This is a genomic window from Pseudobutyrivibrio sp. AR14, assembly GCF_900101325.1.
In the GTDB taxonomy this organism is placed as follows: domain Bacteria; phylum Bacillota; class Clostridia; order Lachnospirales; family Lachnospiraceae; genus Pseudobutyrivibrio.
In genome coordinates, this window is record NZ_FMUY01000005.1 from 202773 (window position 1) to 229228 (window position 26456).

The window sequence follows — 26456 nt, forward strand, 5'->3', positions numbered from 1 at the left end:
GTTTTCTAATCACTTAATTTTTCCGGGTACTAAAACGTCAAATCTAGATTCTCCAATACAATATATGGGACGTCTCCTATTCAGTTGAATAAAAAATCTAATTAACATTTTAGCTCCTAGCACCCTAATTATTATAACACACTCACAGCTTTTAAGCATTGTATTTCTGCGGTTTTAGGGGCATTTTCCCAGTTCTCCTTTATACCATTTGATTCATTTATTAGTTTTAAAAGAACCAATTCTTCCGGTTGTAACAACACATCCTTTTGAGCTATATTTTGTATTAACCTAGGCAAAAACTTTTTTATATCTTCTCCATTCCATTTATTTTCAACAGGATAATATTCCTTTATAAAAGCCACTATCCTCTCAAAATCTGGCATACTGTATATATCATCACCTATAATATTTATATTTTCAAAGTAATCCTCTGCTAAATATACAAATCCATCCAAACTTGTTGAAAATATAAACCATAAGCTTGATTCTCTCGTAAGCTTTGCACACCTTTCAACAAATGATTCATATAATTGTTTACTTACTAAATGATCTATGTTTTCAAAAATATATAATCTCTTTTCAGGCAATATTTCCTGTTGCTTAACTATTATTTCTAGAAATACGTCTAACAAATCTTCAATTTCTAATTCATGAATATCTCTTCCATCAGTAGTTCTAACCGTTGTTTGCTGAATCATTCCAAATAAATCTTCCTGTGTATACTGTAGTTCAATCAAGCCATCCGAGAGAATCATCTTATTAAGTCTATCAAATATTCTCAAAAGAATTTCATCAATCTGTAAAAGTTCATTTTGACAATCAAATCCTGCAGAGTACTCCTTTATACATTTTCCTAAAATACTACTCTTATTTAATTGTATACAGTTTATAATACTTTCTTTTGAATTTATCCTATAGCTTTCCCATTGTTTCCTTCCCGGAATTTCTCCATCAATCTCAATATTATCTATGTATTTTTCCTCATATTCTTTATATTTTTCAGAAGAGAAATGTTTACATATCGAATCAAGAATAATTGTTTTAACCGGCATATTGCATCCACAAAGTTGCATCACATTTCCAAATGATAATATGTATTTTTCATTACAATTTCTAACCGTTAGTTTCATATGATAATCATCCTTTCAATGCTTAAAGCCTCTTCAGATAACTTCTTGCTGCCTACCATAATTTTCATATCTTCATATTGTTTTTCTGTAACTGTTAAAAGCCTTACATTTCCTTCCTTAGGCATTATTTTTTGTAATCGCTTCTCCAATTGCAGAGCAAATTGCCTATTGGGACAAGTCCTGGCGTATACTGAATACTGTATCATCATAAAACCCTCGGACATAATATCCTTCCTGAATTTTCTATATGCTCTTTGCTGCTCAGCCGTATCAACTGGTAAATCAAACATACATAACATTTTCATATACTTAGTTATCATCCTCTTCACCTAAATAATTTATTATTTGCGGAAAAACTACTGTGTCTCTCTTTTCTGCTAACATAGCTGCATATTGTGCTACATATTCTTCAATCATATTTGAAATAAACATTTTTTTATCCATATATAGAACTTTATGATTGAGAAAATTAACAAGTTTTCGCCTATGATCTACCTTAAAATACTTCTCACCATCTAATATTTTATAAGCATATAAATCAATAAATGGTCTTATTGGTTCCATCAAATCATCAATAAGATTAAACCTATTAAACTCGTTTTTATGATGTATACCTAATTGACTATTCAAACCGTATCCCACACATAATCTAGCAATATAGGCACGAATTATTGTGTATCCATAGTCCAATCCCGAATTTAAAAGTATATCCTCGTTTCCACGTGAAAATGTTGTACCCATTAGAGAATTAAAATAAACTTTTGCCGCATGTGCTTCTCTATTTGTCTTATCGCCATCATTAATTTCAGAAACAAGTTTCTCGAGCTTATCTATATTTTCGCTTTTACCCAATATTTCAAGCACCTGTTTTTGATTACTAATTTTCTGATACACAATAGCTTTCCAAAAAGCATCATAGAATTCCTGAGCTTTATTAATTTGATATCCAATACATTTTGAAACTCGGCTATGATTATCGTATGAACTGTAGAAGCCAATCGGTAAATGGTCCATATTGCAGATTACAACCCCAATGTTGTGTTCCGCCAATGTACTCATAAGACGAACCGTCACTTCAATTTTCAGATTATCAAGAACTATCATAGAAATGTCATCAAGGGGAATCCAAATCTCTCCCTCCCCTTTATCAATGAGAAGATTATTTAATTTAAGATGAACGGAACATTCACTCTCAATTAAAACCACTCGAAATGCCATATCCGCCTCCTATAAAAACGACTAATATAGCATCCTAATAAAGAAAAAGGACACCCGTCGGTGTCCTTAGTTTCGGCATAAAGCCTTATTTTAGTAGGTCCGAAAAAATTAAGTGATTAGAAATTTTTCCTCTACTAAGAATACTATATTCCACCACACCAATTTTTTCAATAACATAATTCATTTATTCACTTTTTATTTTCTAGCCGCTGTCATAATTATCTCATCTACCGCATCTGAAACATCATAATGTAATTGTTCCTCAGGGTATTGTTCAATCGCGTCCATAAACCCAGTCTTGCCGATTATTACTGGTATCTCCTCTGAGGTAAAACCACGGCGTTTCATCTCAGATTGAACATCATCTATATAGGCTTGCTTTTTTTCTTTTGAAATAACCATCTTTTACCTCCTTTTAAAATGATTGATAACTAAGTTTTTTGATATAAGAAACTGCTTCATCAGTATGAAAAGCATATTGCATAGAGTATTTCTTATTCAAAATTCTATTTAAGGAACTAAGCATCATTCCGCTTTTATTAAGCTCTTTTGCAACATCCAACACATCAATATCTGATATTCTTCCGTAAGTGATTGGATATCTGGCATCCAAATTATTATCCTGAAATGAAACTCTCTTAATATATTTCATTCCATTTCTATTATTGATAATAAATCTACCCCATCGAATATCATCATCAAATGATTCTATTAATGGTTTTGCTGCTTCTAAATCAACCTCTGCTGTAACAACAGCAGGAGCTTTTCCTCTAACACTAGCCTTATGCTTAGCCCATTTTAAAGCTCTATCGAAATCATCAGTCAAGTAGAACCCCTGACCAAAATCAGTATGCTTTGCCCCTCTGGAAACGTCAATACTTTGTGCTGAACAAATATCCTTAGCACTATCTATATCGGTTCCATGATAAAGAATTTTTAATGCCATAATACTCCTATAAAACATATTTCTAATCATATTATACCATCATTTACTATTTTTCGAAAGATATGCCACTTTACTGCTTACCAACAACTAAGCTAAAGTTCATTTTATCCACATAAAAGCGATTACCAAGGATGTCCGTTGTAATTTTTCTAATATGTGTAGTCTTTGAAAGACCAACCTGCTTTCTATCTTTAAAAGCGGCTACCTCAACAGGCTTTGTTTCTATATAATTTCTGACATTAGGTTTTGTTCTAGACAGCAGCCTTTCTACAAAAATTTCGCCATCCTTCTCATACTCAATAATATCTTCCTTATAGAAGGTGAGACGATACTCGTATCCTAGGCCCGGCAAATCAGAACGCTTCTGTCCTAATTTGAGCATTTTCTCATTTACCAAAGCCTCGGCATATTTATCCTCATCAATTACAAAACTATTACCTTCACACTTAATATCTGCTTGCTTTATTCCAACAAGGTAATACTTTTGTTCATCCGCTTTATAATAGACATCCATTCTATATGGATTCAAAGAATCTAATATTACTTTCCTACTATTCTTTTCAAATCCATACTTATGAGAAATATCAATGCAACTTCCTACTTCACCATCCTCATACTTCAAATAAGTGATTTTAGGACCATTTCCTTTCTTTGAGTATTTCCTAATAGTATCGTTATTTTCTCGTTCATACTCCAAAAATGGATTTTTCGCATCAGAATAATTTTTCCAAATATCCATCAATAGTTCAAAAGTCTTTGGGTCGTTTCGACACATAAGAAATCTTTCAGGTTTCTTTTCTACTATGCCTTTAAACTTTTTAACACCATCATCTGTTCTAATATCAAGCTTGTTAATTTTGCATACTTTCCCCTCTAACTCTCGCGTGCCATATACTGTCTGATTACAGAGTGCCCTATTACATTTCTTATTTACTTGATACCAATATTTATTCTTCTCTGCAGCATTCTCAATGTTGCCCTTAATCTTCATCCATTTTGACTGATATAAGGCATTTTTGTATGCCTCATCACTCATAAGCAACTTCTCAAAGGCTGCCTTATCTATATATTCACCATCTTCAAAATCAATAAACTGCTCTGTCAGTTTTCTCCAAGAATCATATCCCATCTGGGAAAAAGCAATTAACATTGCATCTACTGCATGGTGCACATAAGACTCATCTCTATTCTTATTAAGCTTAAGATTAACACGCATTTGATGGGTAAAACTACCTCTAATGACCTTAATCTTAGTATTGCACTCTCTTTTTTTGAAATACTGCTGCAAAGAGTTCAAAACAACCTTTGATGCATAACGAGTATCGTTAATATTTCTATTAACAAATCCCTGTAAAACATCAATTCTAGTTATATCTTCAGCAAATAATAGATTTTCCTTTTTCTTGCGCTTGCTAGCATCCTTATAGGTCCTAAGCACAAAATCCATATAATTATCAAAATCCCAATCTCGGTTCAAATTGATTAAGTACTCATAAGGAGTCCTATTTCCTTTATTTTGATTTTCAGTAGCATACACAAGGACCTTATTTGATCTACTATCATCATAAGAAATAGAAAGAGGTATTATATGATCCACTTCAAACATATCATTGTTGTTAATCAAATCATCTATTCTGATAGGTTTGCCAGAATACGGACAAACTCCCCCCTGTTCATTCCATAGCTTTAGTTTAAGCGACAGTTGTTTATGTTGCCTAAAGTCTTGGTCAGTTATCTCCCGTCCATACTCAGCCTTCACTTTTGCCTTGATGTCTTTTAATTCGTTTTCATTTAAACGTTGTTCCTTGCCAATTCGAGCTTTTTCTTCATCAGAATTTTTGTCCCTTGGCATTTCGATTACTATTCTATCTGGATAACCATACTTTTTTATAAGAGCATTTAAAATCCTCACTGTTATTCTCACAGTTTTAGAAACTACCGGATTATATATTTCTTCTGTAATTATATCTGCTGGAATCTCTTTATAATCAGCGAACTTCTCATCGCTAGATTTAAATACACCCATAGCTGTAAGAAGTTCCATCTGATTCTTTGGCTGAGCATATAATTCGGGAATCAATTCTCTCATAATGGTATATCCGAATGATTGCCATTTACTAAACAAAGAACCATTAGCTTTTCTAACTTTGATTAGACAATCAACAATTTCATCTGATAAATCCATTCCTTTTCTCTTAATAGCTTTTAGGATAGATTCTCTATCTGTATTAAGAGTTAGAATATCTCCTATATCATCTAACTCTTCTCTATAGTACGCAGTAATATCAACATCAATATCTTCGAGAGCCCTTCGCAATTTATTGTATACTTCGAAAGAATGATAAATCTCTTTCTCATTCTTATCTATTCGCGCACCTGAAATCTGGCATTTCTTATCTTTTATAACATCCTTAATAATATTTGGAACATTGACAGCCTTTGCAATTTTTATTCTTTCAACAATCTGTCGCTTAGCGTTTTCCGTCAATTTACCTGCTTCTACAAAATCGGATTCGGATTCAATCTTTAGATTATTTAGATCATTAAGAACGTTAAACTCTTGGGCGGTATAGGAAGCGCCCGCTGCACGTTTTTCTTCATGATTAACACTACATTTACCGATTAGCTTGTCAAAAATATTATCTACCGTAATATAATTTCCATTTACATCTAACTCAGTAGTGTACTTGCCATAATCGGTTCGAGAGAGCTCATTTCCCGGACCTTCATAGTATTCTCTTTTTCTAGAAAAAATCTCAAGATATTCTTCTTTAAATTTGCCACCAAACTTAGCATTAAAAGATATTTGAGCATCAATAAAAGCCTCTGCTTCCTTTTTGTAAGCAGAAGTGGTAAATATATTTCTGAGAGTAACCTGCTCATCACCCTCTTTAATGATGATGTTACCCCTATATGCACCATACTTTTGAAGACGTTCTAGTTGAATCTGACAAGGAAGTTTATCCTTTAATTCTTGTTCATTTCTAGCAATACTCTTTCCGTAATCAGATGAGTTACTACCGTCATCAGCATCATCTAAATATGAGATTCCTCTATGCTTCAAGCTATACAGGAGTACATAATACACCTCATCTTCTGATAGCTTTTCTAATAGTCCTTTATTTTTTATTTCAAGAACATCATTTAGATCATCCTTTGGAATGGTAAATCCATATTTACTCCAAAGTTTTTTAAAATCATTTATCCTTGTCCTACGACGTCTTGTTAATCTACGACCTTGTCTAAAATCTCTCCTCTCAGCATTTTGAGATGCTTCCGCAGCCGGGAAAATATTCGAACATGACTCCAAAACCTCATAATCGTCATTAACTACAGCCCATCCTACAGATGCTATTCCTAAATCAAGACCAAATGTAACTCCCATACTAAAAAAACCTCCCATATAATCAATTCTGGTTCTATTATATATTTTCCTCCAGGAAATAGACATAAAAAAACAGTATTCAGACGAAATCTATCATCTAAATACTGTATTTACTATACTACTTATTTTTCTTCTTTACAAAAAAGCCAAAAACATTTCTAACAAATGGACCCGCAAAGAAAATCTGCCAACAGAGAGCTACTAGAAAATTCATAGCTGTAGTCTGAAGCCATACAGCCACAATCTCAGTTCCAGCATTCTTAAAAAGAATTGTTGCTGTCAAACTCATAAGCGGACACATGAGGCAAACTGACATTGTAGAAATTGCAAGAATCATCATTATAATTGGGTCCTTGCCTGGTGTGACGAATCTAAATGCAAGCTTCTGTGCCAGCTTGCCAACAAAAAGCAATTCTAATACTACGGCAATAGGCCACATGACTATCATCTCCTTAAATGCAGCGAGAAAAACAAAATTCTTTAATCCTCCAACATTAAGTGAGATATTGTAGCAAATCATTGCATACACCATGACAAAAGCCATAAACATTGTAAAAATAACTTCTTGAAACTTATTCTGTGGTAACACGTTGTTTCTCCTTTCATAAAACCAGAGAAGACTTCAGCGTGTTGTTCGTTATCACCACAAGGGTGTGCGTTTCCAATGATACCTGCGTACATCTTCTATATTTTTAACACAAGTAGGGATTATAGCAGAATTTTTTTGTCTGTGTAAGTTTTTTATTTACTCCGAGATTTTATTCCCTCATATATTTTTTGCTCGATTTCCTCCGGGTTCATAGAGTAATATTCATACTCACTGAAGGCGATAACTACATCTCCCACTTCAGTTTCAGCAATAACGCAGTCACTTTCTTCTTGGAAATAAATCTTATATTTCTTTGCTGCCAGCAATTTTTTAAATTCACGTTCTTCAAGAAATTCTTTATTCATAATTAGCCCCCTTTATTTAAATTTTGCATCAATTTACCTTAGCTTATTATGACATTTTTATCTGTAACATTCTAGTCTACAAACTGTATTATTTGACATAATACAGTATTTGGCATATTATTGTACAAACAATTAATGTTTTGAAACGGAGGTAGTTATGAAAAGAGAATTAAATTTATTAATATCACTTTCATTGTCTGCAGCTATGCTTACTTCTTGCGGGGAAAACAAACCAAACAACACAGAGGTGGCAGGAAATACACCAGCGCAGACCACAACTGAAACTGCCACATCAACTGATGAAGAAGATTCAGATGATAGTGACACCCCAGACCAAGACTTCTTTTCTCTTCAATTAGAGGAAAATAGCCCTAAAGAGATAGATATTGATTCTGATGGCCAAATGGATGAAATCACTTTTGAGTCTAATTATTTAGAGGATGAAGACAAATACTACTATGACATTCAGATTAAGGATCAAACTATATCCGTCGTAGATGAGAATACAGATCCAGACATCGAATTTGCATCGGCATACTATTCTCAAGCTGAAGATGGCAATTATGTAATTGCCTCTCTTAGTGGAATTTGTTGTACCTATCAGACTATCTTGTACAGATGGGAAGATGGCGAGCTTAAGGAAATCGACTCTTTAGATGGATATAAAGTTTATGAATTTACCGATAACAATCTCTTATTAGGAGAGGTTGTAGACGTCTTTGGTACATGGATTACTTCTAATCAATTTTATTATGATAAGACCGGCCTTTGGACTGCCGAAAAACATCCTAAAATCACAAACCCAACCGGACTTGAACTGAAACAGGATATTACATTTTACGATGAATCCGGTGAGGAGCCAAAATCAGCTAAGGCAGGAGATAAAATTTATCCTTGTATTCTAGGACAAAATTGCATCGGTTTTTCTGATGAGAATGATGAGTTTTTAGGATACCTCATCTACAGCTCTAAGGAGGAAGATGGTATTGAAGTCTTTTACGTAGACGGTGTAAGCGAGTACGATTTGTTCACCAATGTAGCTTATGCTAGCTAGATATTAAACTTTGTAGATTAATTTAGAAGTTCAAAGGAGGTAATGTTATGAAATTTGGTTTAAACAGAGCTCAATTGAAAAATATTGCGCTTGTATTTATGGTTCTTGATAATTTATGGCTACGCAATTCCTCCCTTTTAAGCCCAATTGTGCATCCTATAACACGATTTGTTTCACCACTATTTGCTTGGCTTATGGTTGATGGATTTTTCCACACTAAATCCAGAGGTAAATATTGTGCTCGACTTTGGATTGCTGCAATTATCACACAAGTCGGAAGCATAATCTCATACAAAATTTTTGATGGCGATGGTATTCCGGATAACATTTTCCTAACACTTGCTTTTGGATTTACCATCATATGGCTTTTTGAAATTGCAAAGAATACTGAGGCGACTGGAAAAAAACTTTTACTAAGAGGCGCGGCTATTCTCATAACTTTAGTTGCTCTCGTCTTATTTATTCCTTTACCATTTGGTGCCTTTATCATGCTAGAAGGTGGAATCCAACTGATTCCATTCATCTTGTTTGCTTACTTCTTCCATGATAGTAAGGCAAAGCTGGCCATTGCAACTATCATCTACAGCTTTCTTATGTTCTTTGTCTTTTACGGTGGATTTGCAGGAATACAAAACAGCTTCCAAATGTTCTGTTTTAACAGTGATTGGATGACTTTATTGGTTGTTCCTTTCATCTTTCTATACAACGGCCAAGAGGGCAGAAAAACTGCTTTTAGCAAGTGGTTCTTCTATGTTTTCTATCCTCTTCACCTGTGGGTGATTGCAATATTAGATGTTGTTTTTAAATTGTCATAAGTTTACTAAAAAACAACCCCTAGTTAATCATTTTATCCTGATTAACTAGGGGTTTTATTTTGCATTTAGATTCTAATTGTCCTTCTTTGCATTTAACAAGTAAGAACCCACACCAATTATCGTAATTACGATACCCACGAATAAAAATTTATTTTGGATTCCTTCTCCCATAAATCCTGTACAAGCATTAACCACAATAGGAGAAATTGCAGCACCAAAATTTATCAATGCCAAATATACCGATACCGTAAATGCGTTAGTCTCTGGTCTTGTATTGTAAGAAAGCAAATATGAACCAGCTGCATTAAAAATGGCGAATCCATAACCAATCAAAAAACTGCCAGCAAAAAATGCTACGGTACTAGGAATAAAAAATGTAATAAAAAATCCCACCGCTATTACTGCTAGAGTAATTGTCTCGATTTGGCTCTTTGCCCTATATGCAATACGGCTAAAGCTCATTCCTCCAATGATGCCTCCTATTGTGTTAATCATAGTAACTAGGCTTGCCATAGCCGCATCCTTTCCCAATACATTTATCACATATGCGGATGAATTGGTGTTAAATGCATTCTGTACTACAAAATAAATAAATCCAATTACAAATAATCCCAATATATATAGATTCATTTCAAAAGCACTAGCTTTTCCAGCTTTCTCGCTGCCCTCAGCCCTCTGAGGTTCACCATTTGGAAGACAAATACCTGCTACTGCAATTATGCCAATCACAAGTGCAAATGCAAGATAAGTATATCTCCATCCAAATCTAGATAACTGCCCGCCTATAAATATAAATGTAAGGGCTCCAAGAGCTGTAAATATGGCGTTCATTCCCATAAGTGGGGCCCTGTCATTTTTATCAAAATATTGGACTATAAAACCATTGATAAGTGGCATCAAAAAACCTGTGCCTACACCTATTATCAAGCTTCCCACTAAAAGTAACCATATACTGGAATTGAAAAAGAATGGAAAAAGTCCACCTACCAAGTAACAGCTTAGGGAAAACAAGGCTATGGTCTTTTTATTTATATAACTCATAGCAATTCCACTTAGAGGTGAGCCGATGATAAACAAAAGGCTAGGCAGTGTAAAGACCATTTGCACCAGAGTCTCATCAACCCCTGTAAAATCTGCTCCAATGCTTGCTATAATTGGCGACAAGGCCATATATGATAAAGCCACTGAACAAAGTGACATTATTCCAATTTTTATTTTTAGTTTATTCATAGTTACTCCTCCTACTTCATTTATTACTATGACAATTTTAATTGGAATGGCCCATATAGAATACTTAAATGATTTCTGTAACTTTATCTTTTATTGCAATAAAAAAGCAGGTCATCTAATTGATAACCTGCTTTTTGCAATCATTATACTATTATCTTTTCAAAGCTAGCCTAGCTTCCTCTTCTTTTACAAAACCAGGTTTGCAGACAAGAAGATAAATCAATAATCCCACAAGCATAAGAATTCCACCACAGATATATGGAATTCTATAGCTTCCTGTAAGGCCATAGAAAAGCGCAAAGAAAGCTGGTCCTACAGCTCCCACACACTGAATCATTGGCTGAATAATTCCGTATCCATTTGCAAAGCTTTCACCAAACTCCTCTACACAAAGTGATGCTGGCCAGTTAGCTGCTCCACCTACAACCATACCAATGCAAACAAGTGAAATCCATACGCCTACAGTTGTGCCTGTAAGATTTGCCGCCATTGCAATCATTCCAAATACATATGAAGTAATTGCAGCTTTTCTTGCGCCAATTTTTGAGTCAATAACACCACATAAATAAGAGCCTGGAAGAGCAAGCAAACCGGAGGCAAGCATCATCACACCGGCTGTACCTGGGTCAAATCCAATCTCAAGAAGTCGTGGAAACAGTTGCACCATAAGTCCCGATGCAAATAATAACTGAAAACCTAAAGCAATGCTGTGTGCCCATACTTGTGGAGTCTTTAGAAGTTTTGATGTAGTCCAGATACTTTCCACATTCACTTTCTGCTCTGATTCTCCCTCAACTTCCACACCATTATCAGGAGTATAGCCTGCATCAGCAGGATTTTCCTTTATAAATAGACAAAGTAACAGACAGGCAACTATCGCAATTGCGATAAATGGCGTGAAACCGCCAAGTGAACCTCCTGCCTCATATCCTCTCTGATAGATCATTGTGGCAACACCAGCACAAAGTGGAATTCCCATTGTAACTATTCCCATGACAATTCCCTTTCTCTTAGGAAACCACTTTGAAAACATTACTGGTCCAAGTTGATAACCAATACCACAGGAAATACCATTTGCAAGAATGAGACAAATAGCAAACACAGCTAAATTTGTAGTGAGGCCTAAACCTACCATTACTACAACATAGATTGCAAAACAAATGATGCTAAGTGTTTTTGCTGAACGCCTTGCTGCAAGTTTTCCAAGCACGAAGCAAGCAACAATATTTGCTAAGCTTCCCAGAGAAATCAAACTTGTCAGAACCGCTGCCTGCCAACCTCTTAGCTCCGCAAGAGTTCCTGCGGCTGCATTCATGGCACTACCTACTGCTGTCGCTGTGAAATATCCTAAAAACCCGTAGATAATCAACAGCCAGCCTTTTCCAAATCCTTTCTTTTTCTCCATAACAAAAAACCCTCCATGTTATTTTATTTAAGAAATGCCACCTAGAATTACTTCTTTAGTGGCATTACTTATCAATTAATAATATGGGAAAAGTTTCAGCCGGTTATCCCCTTCCCTGTTAGGACGCTCAAGTGTTACTTTTCCTGATGCAGCCCATTCAGTTCCACGGACAAGCATAGTGATAAAGTTAAATCTATCAAGTGCCTCCCAATGTCCGATAGATGAAACAAAAACTCGACCTTTTCCATATTCATTAGTCCAAATTACTGGAGTATATTCATTTACACCTGGCATATTCTCAAGTTTTCCATCAGGTATATCTACTGGATGATGCTTTGGTGGCCAACCTGGAACTTTATAGTTCTCCACATCATCAAAAATCGATGCTAATACATGCATTTTTGCCTCTGGATGCACAATCACCTGTGTAAATAAATCATCAAAAACATTCATCCATTTAGCATCAATGTCCTTAGTAATAGGGCTATTCTTATCCATGATTTCAACAAAGTGATCATCCTTTGGAACACGTCTGCAGCCCTTATCCATAGCACAGTATCCACCAAGGAGTTTTCTCCACTCATCAGGCCAATCTGGGTCCACCCAAATTGTAGAGTGATAAAACACAACGCCCTTTCCCTTTGATACAAAATCATACACAGCAGCCTCACTCTGCTCCCCAAAACGTCTAGCATGTTCAGTTGGCCAGAGCTTACCATCATAATTAATAAATAGAGCATCGTAAGGTTCTAAATACTCATGAGTAATGTTTCTAAATTCCTCAGTAATAACTACATTAAATCTTCCAGTAGCCTCAAGGAGCTCTCTAATCCTACTAGCAATAGCACGGCCCTGATGCTCCGCTGTAACAAGACCTGTCACAAATAAAATATTTAACTTTTCCATAAATACCTCATATCTTATCTGCTACACTAACAAGCCTGTTTATTTATCAGCAAAAATATCAGAGCTTGTTAGCTACAGACATGTTCTTATTTGTTCCACACGTATGGCAACGCTGCACCAGCCAAATACGCATTTACGTTTTCAGCCATCTTGCGACCTGACCATCCGTCTACATCTGTTGTAAGACCAGCAAAATGAGGTGAACAGAGTACATTTTTCATCTTAAGAAGTGGGTGATTTGCTGGAACAGGCTCCTGCCAATATACATCCACTGCCGCGCCTGCAATAGTCTTGTTTTCAAGGGCCTCCACAAAATCCTTTTGGTCAATAACAGCAGCACGTGCTGTATTAATCACAAATGCAGTAGGCTTCATTTTATTGAACCAGTCTTTGTTTACTATTCCCCTTGTTGAAGGCACAACAGGAAGATGGATGCTGACAATATCTGCCTGAGCAAGCATTGTATCTAAGTCAACTGCTTTTGCTCCTGTCTCCTCAATTACCTTTGCATCAAGATAAGGATCGTATGCTAATATTTCCATGCCAAATGCCATTGCTCTCTTTGCAACTTCTCGGCCAATTGCGCCATATCCTGCAAGGCCTAGCTTCTTTCCATAAAGCTCAAATCCAATACCGTAATCTGTGTATGGGTGATTCTCATCAAGTGGTCCCCATATTACATTTTTTACATCAGGAACATTGTAAATATCATCTACAGCTGGTCCTAAATGCTCTCCCATCAAAAGACCTGCTACAGCTCTTGTCATGAAACGTGTTGACGCAATCATCATGCCTATGCAATACTCTGCAACTGCAACTGCATTTCTTCCTGGTGTATATGTAAGAGGAATTCCTGCTGCCTTAAGGGCATCATTGTCCACAGTAACTGGTGTGCCTTTTGCTACACCGATAAATTTCATACCAGACTCAATCCATGCGTTAATAGTGTCTGTACCTGCAACTTCATCACCAAGAACTACGATTTCTGCTCCCATACATTCTTCGCGAGTCATTTCCTCTGTAACATTACCTTTACCGTGTTTTAATTCACCGCAAATGGTAACCTCACACTCTTTTTTGATTTTTTCAAGCTCCCCTTCAGGAAGGGAAGTACATAAAGCTAATTTTTTCATTATAAAATCTCCTAATATCCTATTTTTTCTACGCTCCACAGGAAAACCCAGACATCCATGATTGCTTTTTAAACAGCCTTATCTGCGGCAATTAAATCCTGCATTGCCTTTTCTGCTTCTTTTGACATTGGCTCGTATGTTCCAAGTGTCTTTGCAATAACTGTTGTCTGCGCCATTTCCTCTGTGTAAATTGTTGCATGCATTGCCTGCTTCATGTTCTCACCGCATGAGAACATACCATGATTCTTAATGAGACAAACAAGTCCATTGTCACCAAGGGTATTTGCCACCTTGTCTGCCACTTCGTTTGAACCTGGCATCGTAAAGCTTACAATTCCAACTGGTGTAAATTCACACTGTGGAGGTGTAATTGGGCGAAGCTCTGGGTTTTCACCCATAGCGCAAATTGTTGCATACATGCTGTGTGTATGAACTGTTGCATTAATTTCTGGGCGTCTTCTAAGGACAGCTGTGTGCATTGGAAGTTCAGATGATGGCTTGAAATTTCCTTCAATCCACTCATTTTTTCCATCATCATGCATCTTTACAACCGCTATATCCTCAGCAGTCATTCCTGTGTAGGAAATTCCAGATGGTGTTATGCAACAAATAGTTTTGTCTTCAGGAGTTCTCATGCAAATGTTTCCTGATGTACCATTAATAAGTCCCTTTTCAACAGCCTCTAAAATCGCCTCTAAAACTGTCTGTCTAGTCTTTTCATAATTCATAATTTTTACCTTCCTTTTCTATGTAATTGAAAACAGTCACCTAATATGCCTGCTTTAAAATCGAGATAATATCATCCTTTGTAATTCCCTGACGTGGATTGAAATTTAATACTGGCTCCTTCAAAACATCTTCTGCCAACATATCAAAATCGCTTTCTTTTATGCCCTGTTCTGAAAGTGTCTTGATTCCAAGAGCCTTTGTCATGTTAAGAAGCTCCTTTGATAGCGCCAGAATATCCTCATCCTCATTTCCAGTCATTGGTATGTCAATTGCCTTAGCAAGCTCAATCATTTCTGCCTTGCAGCAAGGGGCATTGTATGCCATTACATATGGCAGCACGCATGCATTTGCCATTCCGTGTGGTAAGCCAAAATGCGCGCTTAAGGTATGGGCGATTCCATGAACAAATCCTAGATTTGCATTTGAAAATCCAAAGCCTGTTATAATACATCCCAGCATCATCTGCTCTCTAGCTTCCATATCATCACCATTTTCCACAGCCTTTTTAAGATTCCTATGGAAAATCTTTAATCCCTGCAGTGAATTGTATTTTGTAAGTGGATTTGACATATTGGAAATATATGATTCTACTGCGTGAGTGATAGCATCCATTCCAGTTGCCGCCGTAACTGACTTTGGCATTGTTCGTGTAAATTCTGGATCCGCAATTACGTATTTAGGTGTAATCTTGTTGTCGATTACTACGTATTTACAAACTGCCTTTGTGTCTGTTAGTGCAGTAACATTAGTGATTTCGCTGGAGGTTCCTGCTGTAGTTGGAATTGCAATTAGAGGTAAAACAGTGTTATTTACCATGCCAATTCCACCATACTGACCAATAGGTCCCTCATTTGTCATAAGTACATTTACTGCCTTTGCCGAATCAATGGATGAACCACCACCAATTGCTACAAAGCCCTGAACCTCTTCTGCCTTAGCTATTCCATATATTTTCTCTACTAGCTCATTAGATGGATTTGGCTCCACTCCATCAAAAACAGTAACTGTAAGACCTGATAATTTATTCAGTTCTTGAAGAACCTTCTTGGCAATTCCCGCTGCCTTTACTCCGGCATCGTAAATTACCATTACTCTTTTTAGTCCTTCCCTTTCTACAATCTTTGGTAATGCCTGAACTGCATCTTTACCAAAGGTAAGATCTGTATGCACAAAAAAACTGTAAGCCATTTATTTCTCCTCCCGATATATCTTGCCTGTCGGCTTTCTATGTCCACATTACCCTTAGGAGGTATCTCCCATCAATTTTCTTTTTTCCGCCAATTAACGGAAATCTACGAAATTGAATAGTCAATTTTCTTTTTACATAATTTAGGAAAAGAAAGATTATAGGAGAATTTTTATGTTATGGGAGGTTTCTATGAGAGAAGATAAAGCCTATCTCCTTGGCATTGATTTAGGAACAACAAATGTCAAAGGAAACATTATGGATGCTGAGGGCAATCTAATTGCCACAGCGTCAAGAAGCCTTGGAAAAATTTTTCCAGGACAAAACATGATAGAGCAAGATCCATCTGCTTGGTGGACAAGCACAATAGCTATTCTAAAATATATGACAGCCCTTGCAGGTGATGATGTTGTATCAAATATAAAAGGTATTTCAATCAGTTCCCAATGTCCTACACTTCTTCCACTAGATGAGCAGGGTAATCCCGTCCACAACGCAATCATCTATGCCGATGGACGAAGCGTAAAGGAAACAAACGAAATCACAGAAAAAATTGGTTTCGATAAATTTGTTAGCATAGTTGGTGGCCAGCCAAGTGTTGCATTTTTACCTGGCAAGCTTCTTTGGTTAAAGAGAAATATGCCTGAGGTTTTCGAAAAGACTGCTACAATCATGCAGGCAAATAGCTATCTTAACTATAGACTTACCGGACAGCTTACTATCGATATTGATACAGCAAGCCGCACCCAACTTATGAATCTTTCCACCTTAGAATGGGCAGATGAAATTGGCGATGTTATCGGGGTAACGCTTTCTGATATTATGCCACCAGTAAAAAAATGCACCGACATCATCGGTTACGTTACAAAGGAAGCGGCCGCGCAAACAGGTCTTTGGGAAGGCACACCTGTTGTTGCCGGATGCTCAGATGCCATGGCCTCCATGTATGCAATAGGCCTCAGTAAGCTAGGAGATGCAGGAGAAAGTGCTGGAACTTCATCACTTATATTTGCTAGTGCCCCACAGGCTAGTGCCTGTGATGTGCCAGTTGTAACCCGCCCAGTCGGACTTGAAACAATGCCATTTGTATATGATGGTCCTATTGGCACCACCGGTGCTGCAATCAGATGGTATGTGGAACAAATGGGCGAAGCAGATATAGCAAGTTCCATCGAAGCCGGGAAAAACATTTATGACTACATGAACAAAGTTGCCATGAAAATTAATCCTGGTGCCGACGGATTATTTTTCTTTCCTTACATGGCAGGCGGCGAGCGTGCTCCCCTTTGGAATTCCCACGCTAGAGGTATGTTTATTGGACTGAATCTGACAACAGATAGAGCTCAAATAATTCGCTCAATTTTCGAGGGAACAGCATTTGCCCTACGACATGTTATGGACGCAATAAAGGATGCCGGTGGTATTGCTGAAAATTTAAGGATCACTGGTGGTGGCTCAAAAAGTAAAACCTGGAACAAAATAAAAGCATCCATGCTTCACATGCCAGTTTACGTGCTAGACGACATCTCTGGTGATGTGCCATTTGGTGACATTCTTCTAGCAGGTCATGCAGTTGGAATATACCCTGAATTATCAGAAGCAGTCAGAAAAATGGTGAAAATAAAAGAGGTCATAGAACCTGTCCCTGAATGGGAAAAAGCCTACGACCAGCTATATCCATACTACAAGAAAATATATCAGGATTTGGATGGAGATTTAGCTAACCTACAGCAAACCATCGCTAAATTATAATAAACCCATAAAAAACAGACCCTCATCTAAATTGATTTAGGTCTGTTTTTACTTTGTATAAACCTATTCACTTATTCATAAAGAGAAAACTATTTTATCAAATATTCCTTTTTGAAATCTTCCAAGTATCTATTGATATTACCTTCATCTATTTCTGTTAATAAGGGCGAAATCACTAGGGATGGTACATGAAACAAATCACTAAATCCATCGATTTTCACCGTGGTCAAAATGAATTTCACATCCGATTCTATTAGCTCTTTATTGTACTGAGCGTATGGTCCATAAAATTTAAAATATCCTCCATATTTTTGTTTCAAGGTCTCCATTAAATAATGGGTGATGCTCTCATTATAGTGACTAATAACAGCCACTTGAATTCCCTGGCCTCGACGTCTTCTGTACAAGGCCTCCTCAGATAAAACTAAAAATGGAAGCAGATAATCTTCCTCTTCTATTCCTAGCTCTATCTCGCATTTTTTCGATAATTTCTTTCGCATAAAGCTTGCTATATCTGCCAAAATAGCATGCTTCTTTCTCAGCTCATATCCAAACAAATGATTCTGAGTGTGTGGTGCCACAATTCCACTAATCAACGCCTGTACATGTCTTGTCAAATCAATAAACAGTTTGTCATCTTCTGTGAAATCCATTCCAAACTCATCAAAAATATTTTGCAATAAATCATTTACAATCATGTGACAAACCACATTTGTATTAGTCAAAACATAATTCTTTGAGTATGTTTTTAAACATAGAAACTCCAGCTGATTTTTAATCTGGGATATGTAAATATATTCGCCAATATCAAATGTCGTATCTCCAATATCCGCTAATTGATCTAAAATACATCTAATGTCCTCGTCAATTTTATAATCATCTGAAATAATATCATCTGCGGGTGAATCCTTTGAACTATTTAGTAAATCCGTATTTACGGTATATCCAGATTTTACTCTAAAAAACATAACTGAAATTGCAATAGTTAAATAGATGAAAGCAAAATCATCTAGGTGTACCCCAGACTCATTTAATCTCTGTTTCACCAGCTGCTGGACTTCCACTAACAAACTATTACCAAATTCCATTTCCTTAAAAACTATGCCATCTTTTGAATCGTAATCCCAGTTTTTAGCATAGAATCTAGTCAAAAGATCCCTCTTTTTTCTCTCATCATCCTCTAAGCGTATCTTGTTGTCTTTTCTTAATATTTGAATATGAGGATGCTGCTCAGAAATTTGCCTTTTGAGGGCCTTTATATCCTTCTCCAGAGTAGTGCTGCTGACAAACATTTCATCCTCTAGATTTCCTAAATCAAACCAACCATCACTTCGAAGAAGCTTCAACAGTAAGGTACTTATTCTATCTTCCTTTGTGATGTAGCTTTGCTCCTGAGAAAAGATGCCAACAAGGGCTACACGGTCTTTTACACTAAGCCTGTAGCCCTTTCTGTGGACAGCATCTATCTTTATTTCAAATGGCTCCAAAAGCGAGTTAATATCGCTTATGTCACTTCGAATAGTTCTTTCGCTGACACTGAGCTTTGTAGATAGCTCCTTGCCTGTAACTATTCCATGTGTAGAGTTTAAAAGGGAAAGAATTTTCTTTTCTCTAGAGGATAAGTTCATCATTTCTCTTCCTCACCTGCTCTAAGCGTCAATGCCAACATAATAGTAATCAAAAGTAATATCGCAAATACGATATATGAAAATCTAACCTCACCGAATGCCCGGATACATGCAGCTATCACTATAAATGCTGCCTGTCCTGACATACAGGCGATAGGAAAAATCATTCCGTTAACTTTTTTAAAATTGTCCCTACCAAAAACTGTTATTTCAAATGCAGGCATAAATATTTGGAAAAGTGTAATGCACATTCCAAACATAGGAACTGATATGTACATAAGTGGAAGTATGTTTGAGACATTCAAAATAAATGCTGTAGCAAAAACAGCTGCCAGAACAGCATAGGCCTTTTTTGTTCCAAGCTTGTTTTCCACATAACCTGCAAATATGCTTCCAAATATACCTACAATTGCGCAAATAGACATAAGAGTCGCAGCTTTTGCCTCAGGAAATCCGCTGCTTGTATATCTCACAAGCCACTGAGCCATAAGCCCTGTAAGACACATATTACTGATGCTAACTATAAATAGAATAGCCCAAAAATCCCTATTTTTAAGAATCTCTCCAGTTGTTAAAACTGTCTTATTACTATCGTCGCTAATATTTATCTTATATTTTTCATTAACAACTGTTTTTTCCACAGGCAGATTGTCCGGTGTACATCCCACCTCTTCCGGTGTGTTTTTGATTGTGAGAACACATACTATTGCCATTACTAACAATGCTATGCAAATGGTATAGATTCCACCATTTACACCATTTTTATTGATGATCATATTCAAGACTGAAACCATCACAATTGTGGATGTAGGTGGACCTACTGTGACAAATCCCATGGCAAGACCTTTTTTTGTAGGAAACCAATTTGCAATAATTGAATTGGCTCCAAAAAAAGATATGGACTGACCGCAGCAAATAGTACCGATTAATCCTATAACAAATACAGGCAGGCTCTTTGATGTTCCATATAAAAATACGAAAAAAGCTGATGCAATTATTCCGAATAGAATGGAAAATTTACCACCACGCTTTTCGCATAATTTTCCTAATAATATATTGCCCACAACTGTGCTTACGCCAGCTACAGTAGCTAGCGTAAGTACAACACTGTAATCCCAGTTGTTTTGTGCTGCAAGCTTTGGAAGAATAACATTCTCAGAATCTGTGGTAACTGCCGTAGCAATCATAAATAGCAGATAGCAAAGAAATATTATCCCCCAATGTTTTTTACTAAAATTGTATTTATTGCTCTTCATAATATCCTTCTAGTCTATACCCTTCTAGCAGCGTGATAGCCTGCGTCCATTGCTTGATAAATCATAGCTACGCGATTGCAATCACCGATTATGTAGTACTCATCTACTTTCTCGCAGAGCTCATCCACTTCTTTTGTCTTTGGTCTAAATCCTAGAGCGCATACCACCGAATCGGCTTCAACTAAAAAGCTGCCATCAGCATTTTCTACCATAACGCCCTTTTCTGTTATCTCTGTTACCTTCGTATTTACGAATATCTCAGCACTTTCTTGTACATGTGGCATCAGACCTCCTCTGTAGAAGGAGTTGACCTCCATTGCCACATCTGGTTTCATCTCAATGATTGAAACTTCATGACCTTCTTTTGCAAATGAACAAGCTGCCTCTGCACCTACTAATCCGCCACCCATAATTGCCACTTTTTTACCTAGCTTTTCTGGTTGGAGCTCAGCATCGATGGCCATAATTACATTGTCACCATCGATTCCCTTAATTGGAGGCCTAAGCTCATTTGAACCAATTGCCACAAAAAGTGCATCAGGCGCAAATCCCTCTACATAATATTGGTCCACCTCAGTGTTAAGAATTACCTTGACTCCCGCTTTTTCAACACGTTTCTCGAGACATTGGCAAAGCTTTTTAATATCTTCCTTAAAATAAGCTGCACCAGCTGGATGAAGATTTCCACCTAAACGATTTTCTTTTTCAACAAGAGTTACATCGTGACCGCGATTCGCCGCTGTTATTGCAGCTTCCATTCCTGCAGGGCCACCGCCTACAACCAAGATTTTCTTTTTGAACTCTGGGGCAGGTACACCGTATTTTTCTTCTAGCTGCTGACCTTGAGTTGGGTTCACAGTACATTTAATCATCTCAAGCTGTCCCGTTGCACCAAAGCATTCATAGCATCTTAAGCAAGGACTGATGTCATCTGCTCTTCCCTCAAGTGCCTTCTTTGGTAAATATGGATCAGCCACAAGAGCTCTACCAATTTCAACCATGTCTGCCTGTCCTGTGGCAATTATTTCTTCCATCTGTGCAGGGTCATTAAGTGAGCCTACACAGGCCACTGGCTTATTTACATGCTTTTTAATTTCTGCAGAAAGATAAACATTTACACCTCTTTGGAAAAATGAACTAGGATGTGTTCTGCAAAACATCGCTGGGTCCTCATGATTTCCGCAAGAGATGTTGAACATATCAACTTTATCCTCAATCATCTTTGCTATTTCCACATAGTCTGAAAGGGTAAGTCCCCCCTCCTGGAAATCATCTCCATTCATACGAAGCTCTATGGCCACAGTTGGCCCAACATTTTTTCTAACCTCATCAAGGGTAAGGGATAGAAATCTCACCCTATTTTCAAGGGAACCACCAAATTCGTCTGTTCTGTGGTTGAAAAGTGGTGACATAAACTGATTAAAAAGCCAGCCATGGGCTGCATGGACCTGAACCATGTCGTAGCCCACATCCTTACACAGTTTTGCTGCCTTACCGTAGGACTCTATAATCTCGTATATTAATTCCTTAGGCATCTCATAGACATGACCTGCCGGCATATCCATCTCGCTAGGTCCATAGGCCTTTCCATCTTTTCCTATGTCTCCACCAACTGATGCAAGTCCTCCATACATACCACCGTGAGAAAGCTGAATATTAGCAAGACCTCCCGCATTGTGAATCATTCGGGAAGACTCTGTCAGTCCCTGACGCACACCAAAAGCATCAAGCTGAAGCTGTTTGTTATGGCTCTTACCTGTTTTAGAATGTGGGATAGCCTCGCCGTACGTTACCACAGCGCAGCCACCCAATGCTTTTTCCTCTAAATACGCAGCCATCTCAGGTGTAAACAATCCCTCTGTTGTAATCATGCTAGGGCTTGTAGGGGCCGCAATTATTCTATTCTTTAATTTTAAATTTCCAATTCGTAAAGACGAAAACAAATTTGGATATAAATCTTTTCCTGGAAATCTTTTTGACATAAGCTACACCATCCTATTCATCAAGCTCAAAGAAAAGTGTTGTATATCTTCCCATATCAAAAAATACTGGCTTTACAGGAAGTGGAAGTTTTGACTCAATCTCTCTTCCCTTTTTCTTTGATACGCCAAGAATTACTGCATTAATAGCTGGACCTTCCTCCAGCTGAACCTCTCCACAAACATACTTTAATCCTCTGTCTTCAAGCTCGAGACGGGCATTTAGTATACCTGTGAAAACAAAGCTTTTTAACATTCCTTTTCCGCTAAGCTGTGTCCACTCTGTCTCATGATATCCACATTCGTTACATGCAAGGTGTGGAGGAAATTCTATTGCACCACACTCCTTGCACTTTCTTCCATATATTTTCCCCTCAGCAAGACCATTCCAGAATTTTTCAACTATATGCTCAGGATTCCAGAAGTCTTCTGTTTTAATTGTGTTGTTGTTATCCATGGTAAACCTCCTTAAAATCCTGCTCTAAGAATTGAACATCTAACATTTTGTGCTCCACCAAATCCACGTAAGAATACATGCTTTGGAAGTTTCTTTACCTGACGAAGTCCTGCCTCGCCACGCATCTGAGTAACAGCCTCAAATACATCTGCCATACCAGATGCACCAAAGGCATGACCATATGAAGTACGACCACCATTTGTATTTATAGGCTTATCGCCATCAAAAGCTGTGCGGCCATCTAATACATATTTCCAGCCCTCACCCTTTGGAAGATATCCAATTTCCTCTGCTGCAAGGAATGCTGACGAGCCGATGAAGTCATTTACCATTACAAGATCCATGTCATCTGCTGTAAGTCCAGTTGCCTCAAATACCTGACGAGCTGCCTCTGCTGTAGCCTTTTTCTCAAGATGAGGAACAATAGCATCCAAAACTGATGCACCTGTTGCAAGTACTTCAACTGGCTTGTCTGTAAATTCATGTGCAATCTCAGTAGGAACAACTATACATGCTGCTGCACCATCTGCAACACATGAGTCTGAGCTTGTTCTTAAATACTGAGTCATCTTTGGATTGTGAGGGCTCTTCATGTACTCCCAAACATCATCATATCCAGCCTCTTTTGCCATCTCATCGAATGTAGTTCTGCGAACTGCTCTTGGGCAAAGTGCGCCAGCACGTCTCATGTGATAAGACTGATGATTGAGAACATCATCCACCTGATCTGGTGTCAAGTTGTTCTCATGAGCATATAGGTTAATCCAGTCATCATGGTTCATTCCTGGACCACCACCTAAATAGCGTCCATATGCTCTATCAAAAATCGAATCCAAATCTGGAAAGAGAACCTCTGTCGAAAGCTCCACTCTCATGTGATCAGGTGTATTGCCGTCTGGCATACCTGTACCCATATCGCAAGCGCCTGAAAGTACAATATCGTATGCGCCAGATGCTACTGCAAATACAGCTTCTTCTAGTGCAATATATCCTGTACAGCATCCTTCTGAATGAGAAAGTGAACCCTTTCCTCTCATTCCAAACCAATCTGCCACCTGCACATTTGGTGTGATGCAGTTGTTAAGTACATGTGGATTTGCTGAGCCATGGAAGAAATACTGAACATCCCTTGGCTCAATATGGGCATCCTTCATTGCATCCAAAGCTGCATGTCCAAAAAGTTCACCATTAGTAAGTCCATGATAAGTATCATTTTTTATAAGATTCATAAAAGGAGTAGCACCGATTCCTACTATGGAAACACTCCTTAAATTTTTACCTAATTTTACATTGTTAACCATTAATCTATTCCCTTCAGATAATTTGCCAAAGGCCTCTGGCCTTACAATTTTTACATCAATCGATTTGAAATATTACTCCGCCTCTTCCATTACGAAATCAGCAAGCTTTCCAATTGTTTCAAACTGACCAAATCTTGCAACTGGAATCATTACATCGTACTCATTTTCAATTGATGCAGACATAGCTACACGCTGAACTGAGGATGTACCAAGCTCATTAAGATTTGTATCCTCAGAAAGTGTCGATGCGTCTACCTTGAATGCAAGTGATGCATAATTAATTAAATTTGCTACTAATTCCTCTCGTGTCATAATAAAACCTCCTCTAATTAGTTAAGTTATTTTCTGTCTATAATTTTATATTTCACTCCACCACTCTTCTAATACCTATACTGGTTTTGATATAACAAAAATGTTATAATAACCATACATAATTTTCCCAATATGGGACGGAATTATCATGTACCACAACACAGCCTTGCCGCAGGCAATTTAAAGTGGCTGTGTTTTTACGCTGTAAGTGGGGGTAAATATGACAATACAAGACTTAACATGCTTTCTTAAGCTAGCAGAAAACCTAAACTATACCAAAACCGCAGAGGAGCTTTTCATATCACAACCTGCGGTTACTCGTCATATAAATTCATTGGAAGATGAGCTGAATGTAAAGCTCTTTGATCGTTCTATTAAGAAAAATATCACCCTTACAGAAGCTGGTGCTATTTACTATAAGGGTTTAAAGAAATGCAAAAGTGTATATGAGGATACTATGAATTCCATTTCCTCAAAGATAATCTCAAGTCCTCTTATTATTAATTTTGCCAGAGGAACTAGCATTCCTGACGAATACGTAGATGCCACAGCATCTTTTATGGACTCCCATCCTAATTTTCATCACTTCACCAACTTCATAGAACCATCTGATTTTTCAAACGTTCTAGATAATGGAGAAGTGCTTATTTGTCGAGCCGAAGAGGCACAAAAACATTCTGGTTGTAAGACGATGCAACTAACCCAAAATCCAATTTCTTATTATCTCGTTGCAAATAAAAAGCACCCAGGTTTTAAAAACCCAGATGCTCCTGATTTTGATTCAATTAGAAATACCACTCTTTTCTTGCCTAAAAATTTACCAGACAAGCTAAAGAATACTTTCTTTGGCAATATAAAAAAACTACTAGGCGAAATGCCAGTTGAAGTAATGTATCTAGACAGCATGGACTCCGTAGGATTATTCCTCAGATCCGGACGCTGCTTTTCTGTAGCAAACGGATGGCAATCAATACTTGATTCCAAAAATCATGTATCTTATAAAATGGATTTTGCTTCCCATTTTGTAGCAATCTGGAACCCATCCAAATGCACCCATCCACAAGTGAAAGCATACCTAGATACTCTGAAGGCCCTTGCCATATAAGACCCGCTAAGCTATCTAGCTTCACCCAAATCATCTATCTACACCAAGCAAAGATATGCAGCACTATTGCACTACAACTGCTGTGCCTGATGCAGTTACCATAAGCATGCCGTTGTCTGAGCCTAGTACTTCATAATCTATATCTACCCCAACAACTGCATTGGCTCCTAACTGTGCTGCTCTCTGCTCCATCTCAGCAAGAGCTGATTGTCTTGCCTGAATCAATTCATCCTCATAGGTAGTTGAACGACCACCGAAGAAATTAGATAGCCCAGCAGCAAAATCCTTTATAACATTTACTCCGGCTACCACTTCTCCAAATACAATTCCCTTGTACTCAATAATTGTCTTGCCTTCAATAGAAGGTGTTGTTGTAGATATCATAAAATCCCTCCAATTCTCAATTAATTTCAACTCCTATAAAAATCCCATAGAAGATACTACATAAAAATATTCTACCTCACTGAAGTTCGCTATAAAAGTGTATACTGCCTATTTTTGTTTTTTCTTTCTAGGCAGTACATTTTTTCAAAACTCTTACTGCCTATTTTCTTTTTTCTCTTCTAGGCAGTACA

Annotated in this window: 25 protein-coding genes; 4 read left to right on the forward strand and 21 right to left on the reverse strand. The window is 37.3% G+C overall.

The window, feature by feature from the left end:
- Positions 1-131: 131 nt before the first annotated feature.
- From csn2-St to BLP50_RS06465, 8 genes are all read right to left on the reverse strand, one after another.
- Complete coding sequence (csn2-St, locus tag BLP50_RS06430) at positions 132-1130, reverse strand: P-loop NTPase family protein (protein ID WP_090152768.1); 999 nt, start codon at positions 1128-1130, stop codon at positions 132-134.
- The gene (gene cas2 / locus BLP50_RS06435; protein ID WP_090152771.1) at positions 1127-1450 is read right to left on the reverse strand and encodes a CRISPR-associated endonuclease Cas2; all 324 of its coding nucleotides are present in this window, start codon (positions 1448-1450) and stop codon (positions 1127-1129) included. Before cas2 ends, csn2-St begins: the two co-directional genes overlap by 4 nt.
- A complete protein-coding gene (gene cas1, locus BLP50_RS06440) occupies positions 1440-2348 on the reverse strand; it encodes a type II CRISPR-associated endonuclease Cas1 (RefSeq protein ID WP_090152773.1) in 909 nt (302 codons plus the stop codon). Before cas1 ends, cas2 begins: the two co-directional genes overlap by 11 nt.
- 195 nt (positions 2349-2543) lie before the next feature.
- Positions 2544-2750 carry a hypothetical protein gene (locus BLP50_RS06445; RefSeq protein ID WP_090152777.1) on the reverse strand — a complete coding sequence of 69 codons (207 nt, stop codon included), beginning with the start codon at positions 2748-2750 and terminating at the stop codon, positions 2544-2546.
- Positions 2751-2763: 13 nt separating this feature from the next.
- Entirely contained in the window at positions 2764-3294 is a 531-nt protein-coding gene (locus tag BLP50_RS06450; RefSeq protein ID WP_176753704.1) for a DUF3990 domain-containing protein, read from the reverse strand.
- A gap of 70 nt (positions 3295-3364) precedes the next feature.
- The gene (cas9, locus tag BLP50_RS06455) at positions 3365-6679 is read right to left on the reverse strand and encodes a type II CRISPR RNA-guided endonuclease Cas9 (RefSeq protein WP_090152783.1); all 3315 of its coding nucleotides are present in this window, start codon (positions 6677-6679) and stop codon (positions 3365-3367) included.
- 118 nt (positions 6680-6797) lie between these two features.
- Positions 6798-7268 (reverse strand): DUF2798 domain-containing protein, encoded by a 471-nt coding sequence (locus BLP50_RS06460; RefSeq protein ID WP_176753705.1) that lies wholly within the window; start codon positions 7266-7268, stop codon positions 6798-6800.
- 152 nt (positions 7269-7420) lie between these two features.
- On the reverse strand, positions 7421-7633 hold the full coding sequence (locus BLP50_RS06465; RefSeq protein ID WP_090152786.1) for a hypothetical protein: 213 nt from the start codon (positions 7631-7633) through the stop codon (positions 7421-7423).
- A gap of 157 nt (positions 7634-7790) precedes the next feature.
- Here BLP50_RS06465 and BLP50_RS06470 point away from each other — a divergent pair, with 157 nt between their 5' ends.
- Together BLP50_RS06470 and BLP50_RS06475 are read left to right on the forward strand one after the other, a co-directional pair.
- Positions 7791-8687, forward strand: coding sequence for a hypothetical protein (locus BLP50_RS06470; RefSeq protein WP_090152788.1), 897 nt, complete (start codon positions 7791-7793; stop codon positions 8685-8687).
- 47 nt (positions 8688-8734) lie between these two features.
- Positions 8735-9502, forward strand: coding sequence for a TraX family protein (locus BLP50_RS06475; protein WP_090152795.1), 768 nt, complete (start codon positions 8735-8737; stop codon positions 9500-9502).
- A 72-nt stretch (positions 9503-9574) separates the two neighbouring features.
- On the opposite strand, the gene BLP50_RS06480 is transcribed toward BLP50_RS06475, so the two are convergent.
- The 6 genes from BLP50_RS06480 to BLP50_RS06505 all read right to left on the reverse strand — a co-directional run bounded on the left by BLP50_RS06480 (position 9575) and on the right by BLP50_RS06505 (position 16093).
- A complete protein-coding gene (locus BLP50_RS06480) occupies positions 9575-10732 on the reverse strand; it encodes an MFS transporter (protein WP_090152798.1) in 1158 nt (385 codons plus the stop codon).
- Positions 10733-10883: 151 nt separating this feature from the next.
- Positions 10884-12137 (reverse strand): MFS transporter, encoded by a 1254-nt coding sequence (locus BLP50_RS06485; protein ID WP_090152801.1) that lies wholly within the window; start codon positions 12135-12137, stop codon positions 10884-10886.
- 75 nt (positions 12138-12212) lie between these two features.
- Positions 12213-13043, reverse strand: a complete 831-nt coding sequence (locus BLP50_RS06490) for a ThuA domain-containing protein (protein ID WP_090152804.1) — start codon at positions 13041-13043, stop codon at positions 12213-12215.
- Positions 13044-13129: 86 nt separating this feature from the next.
- On the reverse strand, positions 13130-14176 hold the full coding sequence (locus tag BLP50_RS06495) for a 2-hydroxyacid dehydrogenase (protein WP_090152806.1): 1047 nt from the start codon (positions 14174-14176) through the stop codon (positions 13130-13132).
- Positions 14177-14244: 68 nt separating this feature from the next.
- On the reverse strand, positions 14245-14904 hold the full coding sequence (locus BLP50_RS06500) for a class II aldolase/adducin family protein (protein WP_090152808.1): 660 nt from the start codon (positions 14902-14904) through the stop codon (positions 14245-14247).
- Positions 14905-14944: 40 nt separating this feature from the next.
- Positions 14945-16093, reverse strand: coding sequence for an iron-containing alcohol dehydrogenase family protein (locus BLP50_RS06505; protein ID WP_090152811.1), 1149 nt, complete (start codon positions 16091-16093; stop codon positions 14945-14947).
- Between the two features lie 190 nt (positions 16094-16283).
- Here BLP50_RS06505 and BLP50_RS06510 point away from each other — a divergent pair, with 190 nt between their 5' ends.
- Positions 16284-17843 carry a xylulokinase gene (locus BLP50_RS06510; protein WP_090152860.1) on the forward strand — a complete coding sequence of 520 codons (1560 nt, stop codon included), beginning with the start codon at positions 16284-16286 and terminating at the stop codon, positions 17841-17843.
- A gap of 89 nt (positions 17844-17932) precedes the next feature.
- Here the strand turns inward: BLP50_RS06510 and BLP50_RS06515 are convergent, their stop codons facing one another.
- From BLP50_RS06515 to BLP50_RS06540, 6 genes are all read right to left on the reverse strand, one after another.
- A complete protein-coding gene (locus BLP50_RS06515) occupies positions 17933-19474 on the reverse strand; it encodes a BglG family transcription antiterminator (protein WP_090152813.1) in 1542 nt (513 codons plus the stop codon).
- Positions 19471-20727, reverse strand: a complete 1257-nt coding sequence (locus BLP50_RS06520; RefSeq protein WP_090152816.1) for an MFS transporter — start codon at positions 20725-20727, stop codon at positions 19471-19473. Before BLP50_RS06520 ends, BLP50_RS06515 begins: the two co-directional genes overlap by 4 nt.
- A gap of 14 nt (positions 20728-20741) precedes the next feature.
- Positions 20742-22709, reverse strand: a complete 1968-nt coding sequence (locus tag BLP50_RS06525; RefSeq protein ID WP_090152819.1) for an oxidoreductase — start codon at positions 22707-22709, stop codon at positions 20742-20744.
- Positions 22710-22722: 13 nt separating this feature from the next.
- A complete protein-coding gene (locus tag BLP50_RS06530) occupies positions 22723-23163 on the reverse strand; it encodes a Zn-ribbon domain-containing OB-fold protein (protein ID WP_090152822.1) in 441 nt (146 codons plus the stop codon).
- An 11-nt stretch (positions 23164-23174) separates the two neighbouring features.
- Positions 23175-24464 carry a thiolase family protein gene (locus tag BLP50_RS06535; RefSeq protein WP_090152825.1) on the reverse strand — a complete coding sequence of 430 codons (1290 nt, stop codon included), beginning with the start codon at positions 24462-24464 and terminating at the stop codon, positions 23175-23177.
- Between the two features lie 72 nt (positions 24465-24536).
- A complete protein-coding gene (locus BLP50_RS06540) occupies positions 24537-24776 on the reverse strand; it encodes an acyl carrier protein (protein ID WP_090152827.1) in 240 nt (79 codons plus the stop codon).
- Between the two features lie 220 nt (positions 24777-24996).
- Here BLP50_RS06540 and BLP50_RS06545 point away from each other — a divergent pair, with 220 nt between their 5' ends.
- On the forward strand, positions 24997-25881 hold the full coding sequence (locus tag BLP50_RS06545; RefSeq protein WP_090152830.1) for a LysR family transcriptional regulator: 885 nt from the start codon (positions 24997-24999) through the stop codon (positions 25879-25881).
- 63 nt (positions 25882-25944) lie between these two features.
- On the opposite strand, the gene BLP50_RS06550 is transcribed toward BLP50_RS06545, so the two are convergent.
- The gene (locus BLP50_RS06550; protein WP_090152834.1) at positions 25945-26265 is read right to left on the reverse strand and encodes a putative heavy metal-binding protein; all 321 of its coding nucleotides are present in this window, start codon (positions 26263-26265) and stop codon (positions 25945-25947) included.
- Between the last annotated feature and the right edge of the window lie 191 nt (positions 26266-26456).